The sequence below is a fragment of the Ancylobacter dichloromethanicus genome, assembly GCF_018390645.1.
Taxonomy (GTDB): Bacteria; Pseudomonadota; Alphaproteobacteria; order Rhizobiales; family Xanthobacteraceae; genus Ancylobacter; species Ancylobacter dichloromethanicus.
Window position 1 is genome coordinate 155,393 of sequence record NZ_JAHBGC010000004.1, and the last position, 20,337, is coordinate 175,729.

The 20,337-nt window shown below is 70.0% G+C and carries 19 protein-coding genes; 12 read left to right on the forward strand and 7 right to left on the reverse strand.

The genetic code is table 11. From position 1 onward, the window contains the following. Window positions 1-4 precede the first annotated feature (4 nt). Entirely contained in the window at window positions 5-286 is a 282-nt protein-coding gene (locus KHC23_RS00940; RefSeq protein WP_213368413.1) for a hypothetical protein, read from the reverse strand. Between the two features lie 120 nt (window positions 287-406). Beyond that, complete coding sequence (locus tag KHC23_RS00945) at window positions 407-1,264, reverse strand: SDR family oxidoreductase (RefSeq protein ID WP_213369065.1); 858 nt, start codon at window positions 1,262-1,264, stop codon at window positions 407-409. A 228-nt stretch (window positions 1,265-1,492) separates the two neighbouring features. On the opposite strand from KHC23_RS00945, the gene ku (KHC23_RS00950) reads away from it, so the two are divergent. The 3 genes from ku (KHC23_RS00950) to KHC23_RS00960 are packed head-to-tail and all read left to right on the forward strand — an operon-like array spanning window position 1,493 to window position 5,525. Further along, window positions 1,493-2,377 (forward strand): non-homologous end joining protein Ku, encoded by an 885-nt coding sequence (ku, locus tag KHC23_RS00950; protein WP_213368420.1) that lies wholly within the window; start codon window positions 1,493-1,495, stop codon window positions 2,375-2,377. 5 nt (window positions 2,378-2,382) lie between these two features. Beyond that, window positions 2,383-4,977, forward strand: coding sequence for a DNA ligase D (gene ligD, locus KHC23_RS00955; RefSeq protein WP_213368422.1), 2,595 nt, complete (start codon window positions 2,383-2,385; stop codon window positions 4,975-4,977). A gap of 11 nt (window positions 4,978-4,988) precedes the next feature. Then, on the forward strand, window positions 4,989-5,525 hold the full coding sequence (locus tag KHC23_RS00960; RefSeq protein ID WP_213368424.1) for an MgtC/SapB family protein: 537 nt from the start codon (window positions 4,989-4,991) through the stop codon (window positions 5,523-5,525). A gap of 9 nt (window positions 5,526-5,534) precedes the next feature. Here the strand turns inward: KHC23_RS00960 and ku (KHC23_RS00965) are convergent, their stop codons facing one another. Further along, window positions 5,535-6,356: a non-homologous end joining protein Ku gene (gene ku, locus KHC23_RS00965; protein WP_213369071.1), complete on the reverse strand. Its 822-nt coding sequence runs from the start codon at window positions 6,354-6,356 to the stop codon at window positions 5,535-5,537. A 163-nt stretch (window positions 6,357-6,519) separates the two neighbouring features. Between ku (KHC23_RS00965) and KHC23_RS00970 the strand changes: the two genes are divergently transcribed. From KHC23_RS00970 to KHC23_RS00995, 6 genes are all read left to right on the forward strand, one after another. Then, window positions 6,520-6,837 (forward strand): hypothetical protein, encoded by a 318-nt coding sequence (locus KHC23_RS00970; protein ID WP_213368426.1) that lies wholly within the window; start codon window positions 6,520-6,522, stop codon window positions 6,835-6,837. A 113-nt stretch (window positions 6,838-6,950) separates the two neighbouring features. Beyond that, on the forward strand, window positions 6,951-9,107 hold the full coding sequence (locus tag KHC23_RS00975; protein WP_213368428.1) for a VTT domain-containing protein: 2,157 nt from the start codon (window positions 6,951-6,953) through the stop codon (window positions 9,105-9,107). Further along, window positions 9,104-9,889: an endonuclease/exonuclease/phosphatase family protein gene (locus KHC23_RS00980; RefSeq protein ID WP_271188721.1), complete on the forward strand. Its 786-nt coding sequence runs from the start codon at window positions 9,104-9,106 to the stop codon at window positions 9,887-9,889. Before KHC23_RS00975 ends, KHC23_RS00980 begins: the two co-directional genes overlap by 4 nt. Continuing rightward, on the forward strand, window positions 9,886-10,329 hold the full coding sequence (locus KHC23_RS00985; protein WP_213368430.1) for a DUF2934 domain-containing protein: 444 nt from the start codon (window positions 9,886-9,888) through the stop codon (window positions 10,327-10,329). Before KHC23_RS00980 ends, KHC23_RS00985 begins: the two co-directional genes overlap by 4 nt. A gap of 188 nt (window positions 10,330-10,517) precedes the next feature. Then, entirely contained in the window at window positions 10,518-10,703 is a 186-nt protein-coding gene (locus KHC23_RS00990; protein WP_213368432.1) for a hypothetical protein, read from the forward strand. 89 nt (window positions 10,704-10,792) lie between these two features. After that, complete coding sequence (locus tag KHC23_RS00995; RefSeq protein WP_213368434.1) at window positions 10,793-12,157, forward strand: APC family permease; 1,365 nt, start codon at window positions 10,793-10,795, stop codon at window positions 12,155-12,157. Between the two features lie 36 nt (window positions 12,158-12,193). On the opposite strand, the gene KHC23_RS01000 is transcribed toward KHC23_RS00995, so the two are convergent. Together KHC23_RS01000 and KHC23_RS01005 are read right to left on the reverse strand one after the other, a co-directional pair. Next, window positions 12,194-12,658: a nuclear transport factor 2 family protein gene (locus KHC23_RS01000; protein ID WP_213368436.1), complete on the reverse strand. Its 465-nt coding sequence runs from the start codon at window positions 12,656-12,658 to the stop codon at window positions 12,194-12,196. Between the two features lie 50 nt (window positions 12,659-12,708). After that, window positions 12,709-13,545, reverse strand: a complete 837-nt coding sequence (locus KHC23_RS01005) for an alpha/beta hydrolase (protein WP_213368438.1) — start codon at window positions 13,543-13,545, stop codon at window positions 12,709-12,711. A 288-nt stretch (window positions 13,546-13,833) separates the two neighbouring features. Between KHC23_RS01005 and KHC23_RS01010 the strand changes: the two genes are divergently transcribed. Continuing rightward, the gene (locus KHC23_RS01010; RefSeq protein ID WP_246544029.1) at window positions 13,834-14,718 is read left to right on the forward strand and encodes a glutaminase; all 885 of its coding nucleotides are present in this window, start codon (window positions 13,834-13,836) and stop codon (window positions 14,716-14,718) included. A 147-nt stretch (window positions 14,719-14,865) separates the two neighbouring features. Here KHC23_RS01010 and KHC23_RS01015 read toward each other — a convergent pair whose 3' ends face one another. Beyond that, entirely contained in the window at window positions 14,866-15,063 is a 198-nt protein-coding gene (locus KHC23_RS01015; RefSeq protein ID WP_213368442.1) for a DUF2735 domain-containing protein, read from the reverse strand. 453 nt (window positions 15,064-15,516) lie between these two features. Here KHC23_RS01015 and KHC23_RS01020 point away from each other — a divergent pair, with 453 nt between their 5' ends. Both KHC23_RS01020 and KHC23_RS01025 read left to right on the forward strand, forming a co-directional pair. Continuing rightward, on the forward strand, window positions 15,517-16,551 hold the full coding sequence (locus tag KHC23_RS01020) for a glutamine synthetase beta-grasp domain-containing protein (protein WP_213368444.1): 1,035 nt from the start codon (window positions 15,517-15,519) through the stop codon (window positions 16,549-16,551). Window positions 16,552-16,955: 404 nt separating this feature from the next. Beyond that, window positions 16,956-18,773, forward strand: a complete 1,818-nt coding sequence (locus tag KHC23_RS01025; RefSeq protein ID WP_213368445.1) for an ABC transporter ATP-binding protein — start codon at window positions 16,956-16,958, stop codon at window positions 18,771-18,773. A gap of 81 nt (window positions 18,774-18,854) precedes the next feature. On the opposite strand, the gene KHC23_RS01030 is transcribed toward KHC23_RS01025, so the two are convergent. After that, on the reverse strand, window positions 18,855-20,288 hold the full coding sequence (locus KHC23_RS01030) for a phospholipase D-like domain-containing protein (protein ID WP_213368447.1): 1,434 nt from the start codon (window positions 20,286-20,288) through the stop codon (window positions 18,855-18,857). Between the last annotated feature and the right edge of the window lie 49 nt (window positions 20,289-20,337).

The window sequence follows — 20,337 nt, forward strand, 5'->3', positions numbered from 1 at the left end:
CCGATCAGGTCAGGCGGCGCGAGGTGTTTTCCGGGGAGACTGCGGGCGCGTCGGCGCCGCGACCGGTATCGGCGACGCCGAGCATGGTCTCGCTGGCGCCGGGCACCGTGATGGTCACGTCGTAGCCATCGCGAATGGCGTTGGAGGCGGCGGCGACCGCGGCCTCGAACGCCGCTTCCTTGCTTGCATAGGCCATGCCGACGCCGCCGTCGCTGTCGACCCGCCATTCGCCCTCGCGGCCGCGAAGCCGGAAGCTCGCGGCCCGGCCGGATGTCTGCGTCTGCATCGCGTTCTCCTTCATTGCCAGAGCATTTTCGAGCGAAGCGGGTTCCGGTTCGCGTGGCGAAAATGCGTAAAAACAAATACCTGGAGCCCGTTCGGCAACCCGGCTTTCGCCGGACGGGCTCTAGAGCATGGGCCCACCGCCGGTGACGGCAATCGTCGCGCCGGAGACGTAGCTCGACAGCGGATCGGCCAGCATCACATAGGCGGTGGCAAGCTCCGCCGGCTGGCCCGGCCGCTTCATCGGCACCTGCTCGCCGAAATGCGCCACCTTTTCGGCCGGCATGGTGGCGGGGATCAGCGGCGTCCAGATCGGCCCCGGCGCCACCGCATTGGCGCGGATGCCCTTCTCCGCCAGCAACTGCGCCAGCCCGGCGGTGAAGTTCTGGATCGCGCCCTTGGTGGTGGCGTAGGCGAGCAGGCTCGGGTTCGGCTTGTCGGAATTGATCGAGGCGGTGTTGATTATGGCGCTGCCCGGCTTCATGTGCGGCACCGCCGCCTTGGTGAGGTAGAACATGGCGTGGATGTTGACCTTGAAGGTCAGCTCCCATTCGGCGTCGCTGATCGCGCCAATGTCGTCGAAGGTGGCCTGATGCGCCGCGTTGTTGACGAGCAGGTCGATGCGCCCGAACGCCTCCACCGCCTTCTCCACCAGCGCGCGGCAATGGGCGGCGTGCTGGATGTCGCCCGGCACCAGCACCGCCTGCCGGCCCGCCTCGCCCACCAGCGCGGCGGTGGCCTCGGCGTCTTCGTGTTCGTCGAGATAGGAGATCAGCACGTCGGCGCCCTCGCGTGCATAGGCCAGCGCCACCGCGCGGCCGATTCCGCTGTCGCCGCCGGTTATTACGGCTTTCAGCCCTTCCAGCCGGCCCGAGCCCTTGTAGCTGGTCTCGCCATGGTCGGGACGCGGCGACATCGCCTGTGTCCATCCGGGCATATCCTGCTGCTGCTCCTGGAAAGGCGGGCGCGGATGCTCCTGCATCATGTGCTCCTCTGGCGGAAGGTCGGCGGTGGGGACGTTTGCCAACGGCTTGGCGCCGCGTTGGTTCCGGAACGCTTGAGCGGAACCGGCCCGGCCCTTTCATCTCCGCCAAAGGCTCTGAACCGTCCGGGCGGATGGTGCCGCGCGGGCGGTGGAACGCGCGACGGCGGGAAGCGTTGGTGCCGAGGCGTCGAGGAATCCTCAGCGCAGGACAGGACAGAGGCAGGCATGGCCGCGCGGGCGACATGGAAGGGGTTTCTGAGGCTGGGCGAACTGGTCTGCGCCGTCGGGCTCTACACCGCCGTCAGCGCCAGCGACCGTGTCAGCCTGCACATGGTGAACCGCAAGACCGGCAACCGGCTGTCGCGCCGCTTCGTCGATTCGCAGACCGGAAAGGTGGTCGAGCGCGAGGCGCAGGTGAAGGGCTACGAGGTCGATTCAGGCGACTTCGTCGTGCTGGAGCCGGACGAGATCGCCGAGGTGACGCCCAAGGGCGACAAGGCGCTCACCATCGAGAGCTTCCTGCCCTGCGCCGAGGTCGACGATCTGTATTTCGACCGGCCCTATTATCTGCGCCCGGCCGACGCGGCCTCGCAGGCCAGCTTCGCGGTGATCCGCGAGGGGCTGCGCAGCAAGCAGGTGGCGGCGGTGGCGCGCGCGGTGCTTTTTCGCCGGCCGCGCAGCCTGCTGATCCGCGCCTATGACGAGGGCATCATCGCCACCACGCTGAACTATGATTACGAGGTGCGCTCGGCCGCGGAGGCGTTCGAGGATATCAGGGAGGTGAAGATGGAGCCGGAAATGCTCGATCTCGCCCGCCACATCATCGAGACCAAGTCCGACCGCTTCCAGCCCGAGAGCTTCGACGACCGCTACGACGCGGCGCTGGCGGAACTGGTGCGGGCCAAGATGGAGGGCCGCGCGACTGCCCCGCCGAAGCCGCCCCCGGCCAAGGTGGTGAGCCTCATGGACGCGCTGCGCGAGAGCGCGGGGATGTCCGGGGACAAGAAGTCGGCCGGCAGGAAACCGGGCAGTACCAAGGCGGGCAGCAACAGGGCGGGAAGGAAGCCCGCGGCGCGCAAGCTGGCCGCGCGCACCCGCAAGGCGGGGTGACGGCAATGGCGCTCGATGTCTATCGCCGCAAGCGCGACTTCACCCGCACGCAGGAGCCGCAGGGGACAGGGGGCGCGGCGGCCGGGCGTGGGTATCTGATCCAGAAACACGCGGCGCGGCGGCTGCATTACGACCTGCGGCTGGAGATGGACGGCGTCCTCAAGAGCTGGGCGGTGACGCGCGGGCCCAGCCTGGTGCCGGGCGAGAAGCGGCTCGCCGTGCATGTGGAGGACCACCCGCTCGACTATGGCAGCTTCGAGGGCACCATTCCCAAGGGCCAGTATGGCGGCGGCACGGTCATGCTGTGGGACACCGGGAGCTGGGAGCCGGTCGGCGACGCGGCCAGGGGCTACAGCAAGGGGCATCTCGAATTCGTCTTGCACGGCAACAAGTTGCACGGGCGTTGGCATCTGGTGCGGATGGCGCAGCGCAAGGGCGAGAAGGCCGATAACTGGCTGCTGATCAAGGCCGAGGACGCCGCCGCACGGCCGGAAGGGGCGCCGGATATTCTCGACGAGAGGCCGGATTCGGTGAAGACCGGCCGCACCCTCGACGCCATCGCCAAAGATGGCGAGCCGCCCCCGCCGACCCGAAAGGCGGGCACGCGCAAGGCCCCGGCCGCTCGCGCCAAATCCGCGTCCAGATCCGCGACCAAGGCGTCGACGGGCTCCGACGCGAAGACAAAAACGCCCGCCCCGACCGGGACCGAGGCGCCGCTGCCGGATTTCGTCGAGCCGCAACTGGCGACGCTCGTTGCCAGGGCACCGGTCGGAAAGGCCTGGATTCACGAGATCAAATTCGACGGCTACCGGCTCCAGGCACGGATCGACACCACCGCCAGAGGCCAGCGCCGGGTGAAGCTGCTCACCCGCTCCGGCCTCGACTGGAGCGCCCGCTTCGGCCCGGCGCTGGCCGCCGCGCTGGAGGCGCTGCCAGCGGAAAACGCGCTGATCGACGGCGAACTGGTGGTCGAGACCGGTGCCGGCGCGTCGAATTTCGGCCTCCTCCAGCGGGATCTGGCGGAGGGCAGGCATGACCGCTTCGTCTACTACGCCTTCGATCTCCTGCATCTCGACGGGCGGGACCTGCGAGGGGCGCCGCTGAAGGTGCGAAAGAAACTGCTGGAAGTGCTGCTAAAACAAGCTGCAGACGGGCTGCGCTACAGCGAGCATCTGGCGGCGGATGGCGAGGCCATGCTGCGTCATGCCTGCCGGCTGAGCCTGGAGGGGCTGGTGTCGAAGCGGGCCGACGCGCCCTATCGCTCGGGCCGCGGCAAGGACTGGGTGAAGTCGAAATGCGCCTTCCGGCAGGAATTCGTCATCGGTGGATTTGTGCCCTCCACCGCGCAGAAGAGCGCCATCGGCTCGCTGGTGCTGGGCGTCTATGAGGAGGGGCGCCTGCGCCATGTCGGACGGGTCGGCACCGGCTTCTCGCAGGCCGTGGCGCGCGATCTCCATGCGCGGCTCGAAAAGCTCGGCCGGACACGCAGCCCGTTCGCGGGACCGCTGACGGCGGAGGAGCGGCGCGGCGTCAGCTATGCCGCGCCCGAACTGGTTGCCGAAGTCGAGTTCCGCGGCTGGACCGGCGAGCAGCATCTGCGCCATGCCGCCTTTCGCGGCCTGCGCGAGGACAAGCCGGCGCGCGAGATCGTGCGCGAGACGCCGGTGGAGGGCAAGGAGATGGCCAAGGGCGACAATCGGGCTTCCGCCGGCGACGCGCCGCGCTCGAATGTGAAGTTGACCCATCCCGACCGCATCTACTGGCCGGAGGACGGCATCACCAAGCAGGGCCTCGCCGATTACTACGCCGAGGTGTGGCGCTTCATCGCCCCGTTCGTCGTCGCCCGGCCGCTGGCGCTGCTGCGCTGCCCGGACGGCATTGCCGGCCAGTGCTTCTTCCAGAAGCATTCCTGGCGGGGGATGAACAAGGCGATCAGGGTGAAGAAGGATACCGATGGCGAGGAACTGCTTTTCATCGAAGACCTCGACGGGCTGATCGCGCTGGTCCAGTCCGGAGCGCTGGAAATCCACCCCTGGGGCGCGCCGCTCACCGATATCGAGCGGCCGGACATGCTGATCTTCGACCTCGACCCCGGCGAGGCGGTCGGCTGGGACGGGGTGGTGGCCGGCGCGCGCGACATACGTGCGCGGCTGGAGGCGCAGGGCCTGCCGGCCTTCGTCAAGACCTCCGGCGGCAAGGGGCTGCATGTGGTGGTGCCGCTGCAACCGAAGGCCGGATGGGAGGCCGCCAAGGGCTTCGCCAAGGCGCTGGCCGATTCCCTCGCCGCCGATGATCCCGACCGCTACGTCGCGGTCGCCACCAAGGCCCGGCGCAAGGGGCGCATCTTCATCGACTATCTGCGCAATGGGCGCGGCGCCACCGCCGTGGCGGCCTATTGCCCGCGCGCCCGCGCCGGGGCAGGGGTCTCGATGCCGGTGGCCTGGGACGAGATCGACGCCATTGCCGGCGGCGCCCACTTCACGCTGGCCGATGCGCCCTCCCGCCTTGCCAATCTCGCCGCCGACCCGTGGGACGATTTCCGCGCCGCCGCCGTGCCGCTGCCGGAGAGCGCGGGCGGCCGGCGGCGCCGGGCCAGCTGAGGGAGGGCGCGATGGAAGGTTTGCCGCAGGACTGGTGGCTGGCGCCGGAAGAAATCGAAACCTTGCTGCGGCTGATGGCGGCCGCCGGCTGCGGCATGGTCGTCGGTATCAATCGCGACATGCGCGGCAAGCCCACCGGCATGCGCACGCTCGGCCTCGTCGGGCTCGGCGCCGCGCTGATCTCGCTCTCGGCGATGAATGTCGAGGGCATGGACGGCCATCCGGATGCCACCAGCCGCGTGGTGCAGGGCATCGTGCAGGGGGTGATGACCGGGATCGGCTTTCTCGGTGCCGGCGTGGTGCTGCGCGACCGCACCCGGCTGGAGGTGCACGGGCTGACCACGGCGGCGACGGTGTGGGTGACGGCGGCGCTCGGCGTCGCCTGCGCCATCGCCTCGTGGCACCTGGTGTTTCTGGCGCTGGCCACCACCCTCGCTTTGCTGGCGATGATGCTGCCGCTGGAACGGCTTCTGGAGGCACGGGCGGAACCGCCGCCGCGCCGGGCCCGCCCGCTGTCCGACGATGCCGACGAGGAGCCGCCGCGCTGAGGCGCCGCGTCAGCTTTTGCGGCCGCCGGACCTGCGCTCGGCGGCGAGGCTCTTCTTCAGCGCATCCATGATGTTGACCACATTGGTCGGCGTGTCGTCCGCGTCCTCCGTGCTGTGGGCGGCGCGGCGCCTGGCGGGCGCCTTCTTCTTCCTTTTGGACGCGATGAGCTGCTTGAGATTGTCCCGCAACGGGTCATGCACCAGCTCGGCCGCCCAGTCGCGGGTGCGCTTGTCGATCAGCCGGCCGACAAGGGTGACGAGCTCGGAATCGGCCTTTTCCGCGATGTCCTCGAAATAGCCGTCCGGCCGGCGCAACTCGTCGGAATAATGCAGCGTCCACAGCACGATGCCACGCCCGCGCGGTTCCAGCATCACCGGCCGCTCGCGCCGGTGCAGCACGACGCGCGAGAGCCCGACCTTGCCGGTCGCTTCCATCGCCTCGCGGATGACGGCGAACGCCTCCTCGCCGACCGGATCGTCCGGCAGCAGGAAATGCGGCGTGTCGTACCAGATCCATTCCACGCTGTCGGCCGGCACGAAGGTCTCGATGTCGATGGTGCGGTTGCTCTCCAGCGCGACGGAATCGAGATCGTCGTCGTCGAGGATCACATAGCTGTCCGGCGCGCGCTCATAGCCGCGCGCCTGGTCGTCCGACTCCACCGTCTTGCCGGTCTCGGCATCGACATAGATGCCTTCCACCCGGTTGCCGGTCGCCCGGTTGAGAGTGTGGAAGCGGATCTTCTCCGCCTCGCTGGTGGCCGGCGCCATCGCCACCGGGCAGGTGACCAGCGAGAGCTTGAGATAGCCTTTCCAGAAGCCGCGTGGCGCCACCGTCAGGTCCTCGTCCCATGTTGCCCCGGTGGACAATCCCCGGCGCGGCCACCGGTTCCCCGAGCCGGCGCGGAAGGTGAACCGATCGCTGGCTGGGGCGTTGGAAACGAGGCCGGCGGCGCCGACAACGCCGGTCGACGGAGCTTTCGAAGGGAGACCGATCATGTCAGATGCCAACCGCCTGCGCGACGACATCGACGCCGGCAGCACCCGCGACAAGGTGGCGTTTTCCGACCCTGCCGCCGCCCCGCTCGGCACCGATGACGAGGCGGCCGGCGGTGCGCCCGCGGCCGAAAGGATCGTTCTCGGCGCCGGCACCGCGCCACGCGCCTCCGCTCCGGGAAGCGGCACCGACGAGCGCGGGCGCGCCTATGACGATAAGGGTGTCACGGTGCCCGGCGTGTCTTTCACCACCGCCGTCATCGGCCTGCTGGTGGCCGTCCTCGGCGTCGCCGCTGTGGTCGGCGTGGCGATGGGCTGAGGGTGACCGGCGCCGGGGATGGAACCGGCGAGGTCCCCCGCGGGTTAGCGCCGCGTTCCTGTCCTCCAGCCTGCGAAGCGATGTCCCTGAATCAGGATGCGATCGAGAGCGCCATGGCCGTCCGTCCCGCGCCGGCGGCGACCAGCCCCCCGCCGCGTCCGGCGGACGGCACGGCCGGCGGCCCGGTGCTGAAGACCGGGCGCAATGTCTGGCGGGTGGCGGATGCCGGGCGGGCGCGGGTGCTGGTCGACGGCGCGGATTATTTCGGCGCGCTGCGGGCGGCGATGCGCGAGGCGCGCGAGACCATCCACATCGCCGGCTGGGACCTCGACAGCCGGATGAGGCTGGTGGGCGAGAGCGGCACCGCCGAGGACGGGCTGCCCGAGACGCTGGCGGCGTTCCTCTCGGCGCTGGTGGCGCGCAACCCGCGCCTGCGCATCCGGCTGCTGCTGTGGGACTATTCGGTGATGTTCGCGCTGGAGCGCGAACTGACGCCGGTGTTCTCCTTCCTGTGGGCGACACCCAAGCAGATCGAACTCTGCCTCGACGATGCGTTGCCGCTTGGCGCCTCGCACCATCAGAAGATCGTCGTCATCGACGATTCGCTTGCCTTTTCCGGCGGGCTCGACCTCACCGGCCGGCGCTGGGACACGTCCGGCCACCGGCCCGGCGACCCGCTCCGTCTCGACCCGCAGGGCAGCGCCTACGGCCCGTTCCACGACGTGCAGATGGCCGTCGACGGCGAGGCCGCGGGTGCGCTCGGCGCGCTGTTCCGCGAGCGCTGGGCGCGCGCCGCCTCCGAGCGGCTGGCGCCGGCGCGGGTCACCGGCAATCGCTGGCCCGCCGGCCTGCCGGTGGATTTCAGCGACATCGAGGTCGGCATCGCCCGCACCCTGCCGGATTATGAGGGGCAGCGCGGCACCCGCGAGGTGGAGGCGCTGCTGTTCGACATGATCGATGCCGCCGAGCGGTCGATCTATGTCGAGAACCAGTTCATCACCTGCGAGCGCTTCACCGAGCGGCTGGTGGCGCGGATGCACGAGCGGCCGCATCTCGAAGTGCTGATGGTCACGCCCGACGCCTACCGCTCCTGGATCGAGCAGCAGGTGATGGGCGTGCCGCGCGCCCGGCTGCGGGCGCGGCTGGAGCAGGAAGGGCTGGCGCATCGGGCGCGGCTGGTGTTCCCGCAGGTGACGGCAGAGGGCGGCGGCGCGGCGACCGAGGTGTTCGTCCACGCCAAGGTGCTGATCGTCGACGACGCCCTGCTGCGTATCGGCTCGGCCAATATCTGCAACCGCTCGATGGGCTTCGACAGCGAATGCGACCTCGTCGTCGAGGCCCGCAATGAGACCGAACGGGCGGGCGTGGCGGCGATCCGCGACCGGCTGCTCGGCGAGCATGTCGGCCTCGCCCCGGCGGCGGTGGCGGAGAAGCTCGCGCGCGAGGGGCTGCTGGCCGTCGCGCGCGACAGCGCGTGCGGCCGGCGCCTCGCCGATCTTCCCGCGGTGGAGGCGGGCGACGTCTCGCTGCCGCAGATCGGCGCGCTGGCCGACCCGCCCGAGCCGCTCTATGAGGAGCGCGCCGCGCCGGGGCCCGCGGGGCGCAACCGCAAATGGCCGATCGCCGCCGCGCTGGTCGGCCTCGCCGTGCTGGCGGCGCTGGTGGTCGCCTGGGCCAATTCGCCCTTCGCCGAGCCGGACCGCATCGTCGCCGCGCTCGACACCATGGCCGACCGCCCCTGGGGCGCCGCCGCCGTGGTGGCGATCTATGTGGTGGGCGGGCTGGTGGTGTTCCCGGTCTCGGTGCTGATCGTCGCCACCGTCGCAGTCTATGGCGGCTGGACCGGCGCGCTGCTGGCCGGGTTGGGGGCGGTGGTGAGCGCGGTGGTGACCTTCCTGATCGGCCGGCATCTGGGCGCCGGGGTGGTGCGCCGTTTCATCGGGCCGCGCATCAACCGCATCAGGCGCGGCCTCGCCGATCAGGGCATCCTCACCGTGGCGACGATGCGGATGGTGCCGGCGGCGCCGTTCACCTTCATCAACCTCGTCGCCGGCGCGGCCGGGCTGCGGCTGACGGATTTCGTCATCGGCACCGCCATCGGGCTGCTGCCGGGGCTGGTGGTGCTGAGCGCGCTCGGCCACCAGATCGTCGAGGTGATCTCGCAGCCCTCGCTCGGCCGGGTGGCGCTGCTGGTCGGCTTCGTGCTGCTGTGGATCGCCTGCTCGCTCGGCCTGCAATTCGTCGTCTCCCGGCTGCGGAGGACGGCGTGAGCGAAGCGCTGCCGGCGCGGCTGCGGCTGATGACCTGGAACATCCATGGCGGCATCGGCCCCGACGGGCGCTTCGACCTCGACCGCATCGCCGCCCTCATCGCCCGCCACCGGCCGGATATTCTCGCTTTGCAGGAGATCGACACCCGCGGGCGCGGGGTCGAATGCCTGGCGCCGCTGCAGGGGCTGGGCATCGGCCATCGCGCCGAGGCCCGCACCATCGCCGTGCCGGACGGGCATTACGGCCATGTGCTGTTCTCGCGCTGGCCGACGCGCGACACCGTGCTGCACGACCTTTCGGTGCACCGGCGCGAGCCGCGCATCGCCATCGACACCCGCATCGAGACCCCGCAGGGCGGGCTGCGGCTGGTCGCCGTGCATCTCGGCCTCGCCCTGCTGGAGCGCCGGCGGCAGGCGCACGCGCTGGCCCGGCTCGCCCGCGCCGGCAATGGCACGCCGACCGTGATGATGGGCGATTTCAACGACTGGTTCTCGTTCCGGCTGGTGCGGCGCGCGCTGGCGCCGGTGCTGGCCGAGCGGGCCGCCCCGCGCAGCTTTCCCGCCCGCTGGCCGGCGCTGCGGCTGGACCGGGTCTATTGCAGCCATGCCGGCATGCTGGCGGACAGCTTTACCGACGCGCAGGGGCGCCACGCCTCCGACCATCTGCCGGTCATCGCCGATATCGCCATTCCACCCGCCCCGTCCCCCGCCGGACCGCGTGCGGCGCCGGAACAGGCGTCCTCGCCGCACGTTGACCCGGTGCAACAGGGAGGACGTCCATGAACATCACCGAGGAAGATATCCGCGAGCGGGCCCACAGGCTCTGGGAGGCGGATGGAAGGCCGGAGGGCCAGTCGGACCATTACTGGTTCCGGGCGCGGGAGATGCTGGCCGAGGGGCGCGCGCAGGGCGGTCCCGCCTTCCGGCCGGTCGACGCGGCGGAGGCGCCGCCGGAGCCGATCGAGGGCCGCGATCCCGATGCCGGCTTTCCCGCGCCTTCCGACGACGGAGGGATCGTGACCGCCGAGCGCCCTCCGCTGGACCCCGCGATCGACCCGAATGTGCTGACCGATCCGGGGCAGGGCGGCAACGCGCCGATCAGCGAGATCGACACCATCCGCCGCACGCTGGAAGTGCCGAAGAGCCGGCGCGGCCGCGGCTCGCCGACCGACGACCGGACCGGGGCGATGAGTGGCCGCGCCGGAACCCGCCAGCGCTCGTGAGCGGCGCCATGGCCGACTGGTTCGCGCAGCTTCTGGTGGAGCTTGGCCTGAAGCGTCCTCGCGCCGAGGCGGAAACGCGCGCGCCCTGCCGCGACGCAGCCCCTCGCGAGGGAGAAGGCCCGCCCGCGGAACGCAGCAGCCCCCCGGTTCGTTGACCCGGGAGCATACTCACACCGATGGAGGTTTCCATGATCATCGCCGACCAGCACGGCAAGCACCCGCTGAAGCCGGGCGACCGCCGCGACGAGAAGAAGAACCGCGCGCCGACCGAAGACGGCCATTCGCGCAGCGCCAACCCGCAGCAGGATGACAAGGCCGGCGAGCGCGAGCGCAAGCCGGAAGGCCGCGACGCGCATTACGAGCCGTCGAAATAGCGGCCTCGGTTGCGCCGATAAGATCAAATTTCGCCATTGCCTCGCCCTGCCCCTTGCCGGATGACTAGCCCCGCGCAAGGGGGGACGGCATGGCGAAGACGGGCGGCGAAGCTCTCAAGGGCACTCTGGGGCCGGTGGAGGCGGTGGGGCTCTCGCTGTCGGTCATCGCCCCGACCATGGGCATGGCTCTCAACGTCACTCTCGCGGTCGGCGCCGCCGGCGTCGCCGCCCCGCTCGGCTTCGCGGTCGGCACCGTGGTGGTGGCCCTGGTCGGCCTGTCCTTCGTGTTTTTCGCCAGCCGGGTCACCAGCGCCGGCTCGGGTTATGCCTATATCGGCAAGACCTTCGGCCCGCGTGCCGGTTTCATCGCCGGATGGTGCATGGTGCTGCTTTACGTCGCCGCCGGCTCCGGCAGCGCGGCGCTGGTGGGCGACTTCCTGCGCGCCGCGCTGGACGACCATGGCGTGAATCTGGGCGGCTGGTGGCTGCCGGTCGCCGTCGCCGCTCTCACCGGCGGCACGCTGCTGGCCTGGCGCGACGTGCGCCTCGCCACCCGGCTGATGCTGGTGCTGGAACTCTCCTCCATCGCCGTCATCGTCTATCTCGGCATCCGCATCCTGACGGCGGTGAACGACGCCGGCGGCCTCAGCCTCGCCCCGTTCCATCCCGACCCGACCATCGGCTGGTGGGGCATCGGCTATGCCGTGGTGTTCGCGGTGCTGTCCTTCGCCGGCTTCGAGGCGGCGACGACGCTGGCGGAGGAGACCGGCCAGCCGGGGCGCGCCATTCCCATCGCGCTGGTCGGCTCGGTGGTGCTGGCGGGCCTGTTCTTCGTCTTCGCCTCCTACATCCAGGTCATCGGCTTCGGGCTCGACAACATGAAGGCGCTGGCGGCGAGCGATGCGCCACTCAACACGCTGGCGCTGAAATACGGCAACATCCACATCGCCACCGCGCTCGACCTCGCCGCCTCCGTCTCGGCCATCTCCTGCGTGCTGGGCACGCTCTCGGCCGGGGCGCGCATGCTGTTCGTGCTCGGCCGGGGCGGGCTGTCGCCGACGCTGGCCCGGGTGCATCCGCGCTATGGCACGCCTTCCGTCGCGGTCGGCGTGGTCAGCTTTTCCATGCTGGCCGGGCTGCTGGCCTGGGCGCCGTTCATCGGCCCGGCCGATTACTACGACAACGTCGCCACCATCGGCGTCATCGCGCTGATCGTCGCCTATCTCGGCGTCACCGCCGCCGCCGCCATGCACGCGGTGCGGGCCGGCAGCCGGCTGTGGCTGGTGCTGGGCGGTCTCGGCACGCTGGCGATGCTGTGGCCGCTGTACAATTCGATCTACCCGGTGCCGGCCTTCCCGGACAATCTGTGGCCCTATCTGGTCGCCTTCTGGATCGCCCTCGGCGGCGCGCTGGTGCTGCTGAAGCCGACGATCGGGCGTCAGGCGCCGGCCTGACGGGCGCCCGACGCTCGCCGCCCGGCCCGGCCCGGCTCAGAACCCGAGAGCGCTGAGGCCGGGATGGTCGTCCGGCCGGCGCCCGAGCGGCCAGTGGAATTTGCGCTCGGCCTCGGTGATCGGGTGCTCGTTGATGCTGGCGAGGCGCCGGCGCATCAGGCCGTCGGCATCGAACTCCCAGTTCTCGTTGCCATAGGCGCGGAACCAGTTGCCGCTGTCGTCATGGTATTCATAGGCGAAGCGCACCGCGATGCGGTTGCCGGTGAAGGCCCAGAGTTCCTTGATCAGCCGATAATCCAGCTCTCGGGCCCATTTGCGGGTGAGGAAGGCGACGATCGCTTCCCGGCCGTTGGCGAACTCGGCGCGGTTGCGCCAGTAGCTGTCGACCGTGTAGGCGAGCGCCACCTTCGCCGGATCGCGGCCGTTCCAGCCGTCTTCGGCGAGGCGAACCTTCTCGGTGGCGCTCTCCTGGGTGAAGGGTGGCAGCGGCGGGCGGGACATGGCGGGCTCCTTCGTTTCCAGGCGTTTCGGGGGTCGGGGACGCCGGCGGCTCAGTCGGCCGCCTTGCCCAGTTCGCGCGCGGCCTGCTCGATGACGGCGGCGACCTCGCGGGGATGCGATTCATAGACCGAATGGCTGGCGCCGGCGATGACGGTGATCGGCGCCCCGGCGCGCTCGTAATAGAAGCGTTCGAGGTCGGGGTTGATGATCTGGTCGGACCCCGCGACGATGCCCCAGCTCGGCTTGCCCTGCCAGGCGGCGGCGGTGAGCGGGGTGCTGAACACGCGGGCCGCGGCAAGCACCTGCGCGCGGGCCTCGAATTCCGCCCTCTCTTTCGGCAGGTCGGGGGCGAACAGCTTCGGGAACAGGTCCGGCTTCAGGTAGGTGAAGCCGTCCGGGGTCTTCTCGATGGCGCCCTCGGTCCGGCCCAGCACGCTCGGCATGGACTTGCCGAGCTCGGCCTCGTCCTCGCCGACATCGGGAGCGTGGGCGGCGACATAGACGAGGCCCGCCACCCTGGGGTGGATGCCGGCCTCGGTGATGATCGAGCCGCCATAGGAATGGCCGACCAGCAGGGTCGGGCCGTCCTGCTGGTCGAGCACGCGCTTGGTGGCGGCGACATCGTCCTCCAGCGAGGTCTCGGGCTCCTGGACCATGGTGACGTGAAAGCCCTTCGCCACCAGCCGGTCGTAGACGCCCTTCCAGCCGGAAGCATCGACCCAGGCACCGTGCACCAGCACGATGTTGTGCAGCGGGGCGGCATTTGTCGGAGCCTGCGCCACGGCCGGCAGCGGAAGGCTGAGGACGCAGGCCAGCGTCAGCGCGGGGAGCGGGAGGCTGAAGGCTGCGGCGAGCGCCAGTGAGGCGCGGGTATGACGGGACGGCATCGGCTTCACTCCATCGGTTGGTGCGGCAAGCGGGGGCGTCGCGGCCGAGGGGGCGGAGAAGCGGCGGGACGCAGCGAATGTCCGAACCCTAGCCTCGCCCGCCGCGCGGCTCTTTCGGGATGGACGGGACATTCCCGTTTGCAACGGCGGTGGCTCGGCGCCGTGTCGCCCGCGCGGCACTGGCCTTGCAGGTCCCGGCTGCGCTACACGACCCCGCGTCCCGCCGCAGCCCGAGGTGACAGACCCGTGCCCGAACTCGAAACCGTCGTCCGCGACATCGCCGACGAGATGCGCGCCCGTCCTGATCGCGGCGAGGTGGCGAGCTACATTCCCGAACTGGCGCGGGTCGACGCCGGCGCCTTCGGCATCGCCGTGGTCGATGGCGAGGGCCGCACGGTGGTGGGCGGCGATGCCGATGTGCCGTTCTCGATCCAGAGCATCTCCAAGGTCTTCACCCTCACCCTGGCGCTGGGCAAGATCGGCGACCGGCTGTGGCGGCGGGTGGGGCGCGAACCCTCGGGCAGCCCGTTCAACTCCATCGTCCAGCTGGAGAACGAGCACGGCATTCCGCGCAACCCGTTCATCAATGCCGGCGCCATCGCCGTCACCGACGTCATCCTTTCCGGCCACCAGCCGCGCGACACGCTGGGCGAGATCCTGCGCTTCCTGCAGTTCCTCGCCGAGGACCCGGCGATCGGCATCGACGAGGCGGTGGCCGCCTCCGAGCAGCGCACCGGCTTCCGCAACCGGGCGCTGGCCAACTACATGAAGTCGTTCGGCGTGCTGGAGAACCCGGTCGATTTCACGCTCGGCGTCTATTTCCACCACTGCGCCATCGCCATGAGCTGCCGCCAGCTCGCCATGGCCGGGCGCTTCCTCGCCCATTGCGGGCGCAACCCCGCGACCGGCTTCTCGGTGGTGTCGCCGGAGCGGGCGCGGCGCATCAACGCCATCATGCTGACCTGCGGCCATTATGACGGCTCGGGCGAATTCGCCTATCGCGTCGGCCTGCCGGGCAAGAGCGGAGTGGGGGGCGGCATCCTGGCGGTGGCGCCGGGCAAGGCCTCGATCGCGGTGTGGTCGCCGGGGCTGGACGCCAGCGGCAATTCGCATCTCGGCCGCATCGCGCTGGAAAAGCTGACCCAGCGGCTGGGCTGGTCAATCTTCGGCTAGCCGCGGGGCCGGGGCAGCGGCCGGCGCGGCTCAGACATGACAAGAGGGCCGGACGGTCGGTCGCGGCCCTCTTGCGGGCGTGGTGCAAAGGCGTTCGGCGACGTGCGGGGCACGCGGCAGCATCGGTGTGGCAAACACGGATGCGGCTCAGTTCGTGCGTCCGCTGTCTTCCTTGATCGCCTCTTCATGGTACCAGCTCCCGAAATTCACGCGGGGCGATACTTTGAGGGCCTCGGAAGACAGCAGATCCGGCCGGCGGGTGGCGAGACCGGCACGGCCGCCGACGGGGAACTGAACGATCTGCGCGCTTTCGCGCCGGGTCGCGGCATCGATATGCGTATTCATGGCACGTTTCTCCTTTCCGGCTGCGCGTTCCTGCGCCAGCCCTTGATTTACATATAACATCTTTTGCATGGCGTTTGCGCAAGATGCACATTTTACAATCACAAAACGCATAGAATATGTGCACTGCCACATGCTGACGCAAAAGCTTGATGTATAACGCCGCTCTCCTCCTCCCGGTTGCACGGCGCGATGCGCCGCAACAGCGCGGCCGCGCCGGGGCGGCCGCCGCAAGCCCCGCAGGACTCAGGCGAATCACGCTCGGCGCCGGTCACCCGCAGCGCCCCCGGGCCCGTGCTGCATAGCGTGCCGGGGTAGCTGGACGGCACGGGTCGGACGCATTTGGCACAGCATATGCTTGTGTGAAGCTAGCCGTTGGCGGCCGACCTTCCTCGCACGGCCGGCGCAACGACCAGGGCTGTTCGGCACCCGGTCTTAAGTGATGAGAGACACGCAATGACGAAGTACAAGCTCGAGTATATCTGGCTCGACGGCTACACGCCGACGCCGGGCCTGCGCGGCAAGACGCAGATCAAGGAATTCGACCACTTCCCCTCGCTCGAGGAACTGCCCCTGTGGGGCTTTGACGGCTCGTCCACCGAGCAGGCCGAGGGACGCAACTCCGACTGCGTGCTCAAGCCCGTCGCGGTCTATCCCGACCCGGCCCGCAAGAACGGCGCCCTGGTGATGTGCGAAGTGATGATGCCGGACGGCGTCACCCCGCACCCGTCCAATGCCCGCGCCACCATCCTTGACGACGAAGGCGCCTGGTTCGGCTTCGAGCAGGAATACTTCTTCTACAAGGACGGCCGTCCGCTCGGCTTCCCCGAGCATGGCTACCCCGCGCCGCAGGGTCCCTACTACACCGGCGTCGGCTTCAAGAATGTCGGCGACGTCGCCCGCGAGATCGTCGAGGAGCACCTCGAACTCTGCCTCGAGGCCGGCATCAACCACGAAGGCATCAACGCGGAAGTCGCCAAGGGCCAGTGGGAATTCCAGATCTTCGGCAAGGGCTCCAAGAAGGCCGCCGACGAGGTGTGGATGGCCCGCTACCTGCTGCTGCGCCTGACCGAGAAATACGGCGTGGACATCGAGTTCCACTGCAAGCCGCTCGGCGACACCGACTGGAACGGCTCGGGCATGCACTGCAACTTCTCCACCAAGTATCTGCGCGAAGTCGGTGGCAAGGAGTATTTCGAGGCGCTGATGGCGGCGTTCGAGAAGAACCTCGACGACCACATCGCCGTCTACGGCCCCGACAACCACATGCGCCTGACCGGCAAGCACGAGACCGCGCCGTGGAACAAGTTCTCCTATGGCGTGGCCGACCGTGGCGCCTCCATCCGCGTGCCGCACTCCTTCGTGCGCAACGACTACAAGGGCTATCTTGAGGACCGCCGCCCGAATTCCCAGGGGGACCCCTACAAGATCGCTTCCCAGGTCCTGAAGACGATCTCGGAAGTCGACATCAAAGCCGTCGCCGCTGCGTAAGGAACACGCGGCGGGCGCTTCCCGCCGCCGCGCCTCCCGAGACGGACCGTCCGTCTCCTTCAAGCCAGCCCCGCTGCCGGGGCTGGCTTTTGTTTTTTCGGGTGTCGACGCCCGGGCGCCATGCCGGCGCCATGCCGGCTCCGTGTGGCCTCTGCGGACCCGCCGGCCCGGGCCCGGCGAGATTGCCCGGGCGGCCCGGCCGTGGTAGGAAGCCGCCAGTGACACTGCGAACCAGGGAGGGGCGCGAATGAATATTCTGTTTCGTCAGCCCACCCCGGCTGTGAAGCCACACGGTTAGTTCGGCAGGCCGCGGAGCCGCGCTCCCCCGCCATCCGGTCACCTGATTTCCCCGCTGTGCTCGTTTCCTTCGCAGGAGAGGCGCGCCTTTCGCGCCTGCGATTCCCATGTCCATCTCGTCCAAACGCGGCGCCGACGCGCTGCGCAACGTCCTTGCCTACACCTTCCGCCACTGGGCGCGCCGCTGGCCGATGGCGGCGGGCATCGGCGCGGCCATCGTCCTGGCGACGCTGACCGAGGTCTTCGTCCCGCTCTACGCCGGCCGGCTGATCGACGCCCTGACCGCCGGCAGGAGCGAGGCCCCGGCCGCGCTCGATGCCTTCCTCATGATGGCGGGCCTCGGCCTCGCCATGGTGGGGCTGCGCCATCTCGCCTGGTGGGCCGTGGTGCCGCTCACCATCGGCATCATGTCGGATGTGGTGCGCGAGGCGTTTCATCGCGTGCAGCGCTTTTCCAGCGACTGGCACGCCAACAGCTTCGCCGGCTCCACCGTGCGCAAGATCACCCGCGGCATGTGGGCGCTCGACGTCATCAACGACGTGCTGCTGCTCTCGCTGCTGCCTTCGGTGGTGGTGCTGGCGGGCACGGTGCTGCTGCTGATGCTGCACTGGCCGCTGATGGGGCTGGTCATGGCGGTCGGCGCGCTGGCCTATGGCGCGCTCACCGTCACGCTCGCCACCCGCGTCGTAGCCCCGGCGGCGCGGCTGTCCAACACGTGGGACACCCGCATCGGCGGGATACTGTCCGACACGCTGGGCGCCAACCAGGTGGTCAAGGCGTTCGGCGCCGAGGACCGTGAGGACGCGCGCCTCGCCACGGTGGTGACGCGCTGGCGCCGGCGGGTGCGGCGCACCTGGATGCTGGCGACCTGGAGCGCCAGCGGCGAGTTCGCGCTGCTGTGGGTGATCCGCACCGCGGTCACCGCCACGGCGCTGTGGCTGTGGTGGCAGGGCCGCGCCACGCCGGGCGATGTCACCTATGTGCTGACCACCTATTTCGTGCTGCATGGCTATCTGCGCGAGATCGGCCAGCATGTGCACAACCTCCAGCGGGCGGTGAACGACATGGAGGAGATGGTCGACCTGCACGGCCTCGCTGCCGGCGTCGCCGACCGCGACGCGGCGCAGCCGCTGGCGGTGCGCGGCGGCGAGGTGCGGTTCGAGGACGTCACCTTCCACTATGGCCAGCACGCCGCGCCGCTGTTCGCGGGTCTCGACGTAGTGATCCCGGCGGGGCAGCGTGTGGGGCTGGTGGGGCCGTCCGGCTCGGGCAAGACCACCTTCGTGAAGCTGCTGCAGCGGCTCTACGACGTCAGCGACGGCCGGGTGCTGATCGACGGCCACGATGTGCGCGAGGTGGCGCAGGCCTCGTTGCGCCAGCAGATCGCCATCGTGCAGCAGGAGCCGATCCTGTTCCACCGCACGCTGGCGGAGAACATCGCCTATGCCCGGCCCGGCGCCAGCGCGGCGGAGATCGAGCGCGCGGCGCGTCTCGCCAATGCGCACGACTTCATCGAGCGGCTGCCGAAGGGCTATCGCACGCTGGTCGGCGAGCGGGGCGTGAAGCTGTCGGGCGGCGAGCGCCAGCGCGTGGCCATCGCCCGCGCCTTCCTCGCCGACGCGCCGGTCCTCATTCTGGATGAGGCGACCTCCAGCCTCGATTCGGAATCGGAAGGCGCGATCCAGCAGGCGATGGAGCGGCTGATGCAGGGGCGCACGGCGATCGTCATCGCGCACCGGCTCTCCACGGTGCGGGCGATGGACCGTATCCTGGTGTTCGAGCATGGCCGCATCCTCGAGGACGGCCGGCACGAAGCGCTGCTCGCCCGTCCGGGCGGGCGCTACCGCCGGCTGTTCGAGCGCCAGTCGGACGGGATGACGCCGATCGCCGCGACCGGCAGCGAAGAGCGACAGCTGGCCGAGTGACGTCCCGGCGCGCGGGCGGCAAGTCGTGGCGGCGTGGGATGAGCGGGTGACGGCGCGGGCGCGGGTCCGCGCCGTCGTCCCTCACAGATAGGGCGAGGCCAGCCAGATGGCGCGGTTGCGCAGCTTCTTCAGGAACGGGCGCGCGGCGAGGGTGGCCAATGTCTCGCGGCTCCCGGCGGCCACCATCGCGCCGATGCGGGCCTCGATCGCGCCGGCGATGGCGGGATCGTAGAGTTCGAGGTCGAGCTCGAAATTCAGCCGCAGGCTGCGCGGGTCGAGATTGGACGAGCCGACATAGGCCCAGCAGCCGTCCACCGTCATCAGCTTGGAGTGGTCGAACATGCCGGCCGCCCGCCACACCTGGCACTCGCCGGCGAGCACCTGGTCGAGCTGGGCGGTCATGGCGTAGTCGACCAGCTTCAGATTGTTGGCCGAGGGGATGACGACATCCACCTCGACGCCGCGCCGGCCGGCCACCGCGAAGGCGCCGATGAGCTGCTGGTCGGGCAGGAAATAGGGCGAGCACAGCCGCACCCGGTTCTGCGCCATGGTGAGCGCGCCCATGATCACCGAGTGGGCGCAGGCGAGGTTGCGGTCGGGGCCGGAAGGCACCACCCGCACCGCCACCGGCCCGCGCGGCGTGGCGTGGTCGCCCTCCGCCCAGGCCGGGCCGTCGAGATGCTCGTCGGTGGTGAAGGCCCAGTCCTGCGCGAACACGGTGAGCAGTTGCTCCACCGCCGGCCCCTCGACGCGGAAATGGGTGTCGCGCGCCGGGTCGTCGCCGGCATGGGCGCTGGTGAACTGGGCGCGGATGTTCATGCCGCCGGTGAAGCCCAGCGTGCCGTCGACGATCAGCATCTTGCGGTGGCTGCGCAGATTGGCATAGGGCAGGCGCGGGCCGATGAGATTGCCCATGAACAGGTCGGTGACCACGCCGCCGGCCTGCAGCCGCCCGACGATGGAGGGGCGCGAATAGCGCGCGCCGATGGCGTCGATCAGCACCCGCACCGCGACCCCGCGCTGGTGGGCGGCGATCAGCGCCCCGGCGAATTCGACGCCGACCGGGTCGTTGTCGAAGATGTAGGAGGAGAGCGCGACATGCCGCTTCGCTCCGTTTATGGCGGCGAGCATGGCGGGATAGGCGGCGTCGCCGCTGTCGAGCATCTGCACCGCGTTGCCGCTGGTCAGCGGGAAGGCGGCGACGCGGTCGCCCAGCCGCTTCATCGCCGAGAGGCTGGGCGAGAGGGCGATGGCGATGGGCGGGCGCCCAAGCCGGCGGTGGCGATCCTGGCTGGCGCGCCGGCGTCCGGCGGCGCTCTGGCGGATGCGGTTGATGCCGGCGACCAGATAGAGGAAGGCGCCGATCAGCGGCGAGAGCAGGATGACGCCGACCCAGCCGATGGCGGCGCGCACGTCGTCCTTGGTCATGGCGGCATGGATGGCCGCCACGACGCCGACCGTGCCACTCGTGACCAGCACGAGGTGCGGCCAGTAATGCGACCAGAAACTCTCCATGGCGAATATCCGTCGACCGGGTCCAGGCTGGCGTCTCTAGCCGGATTCC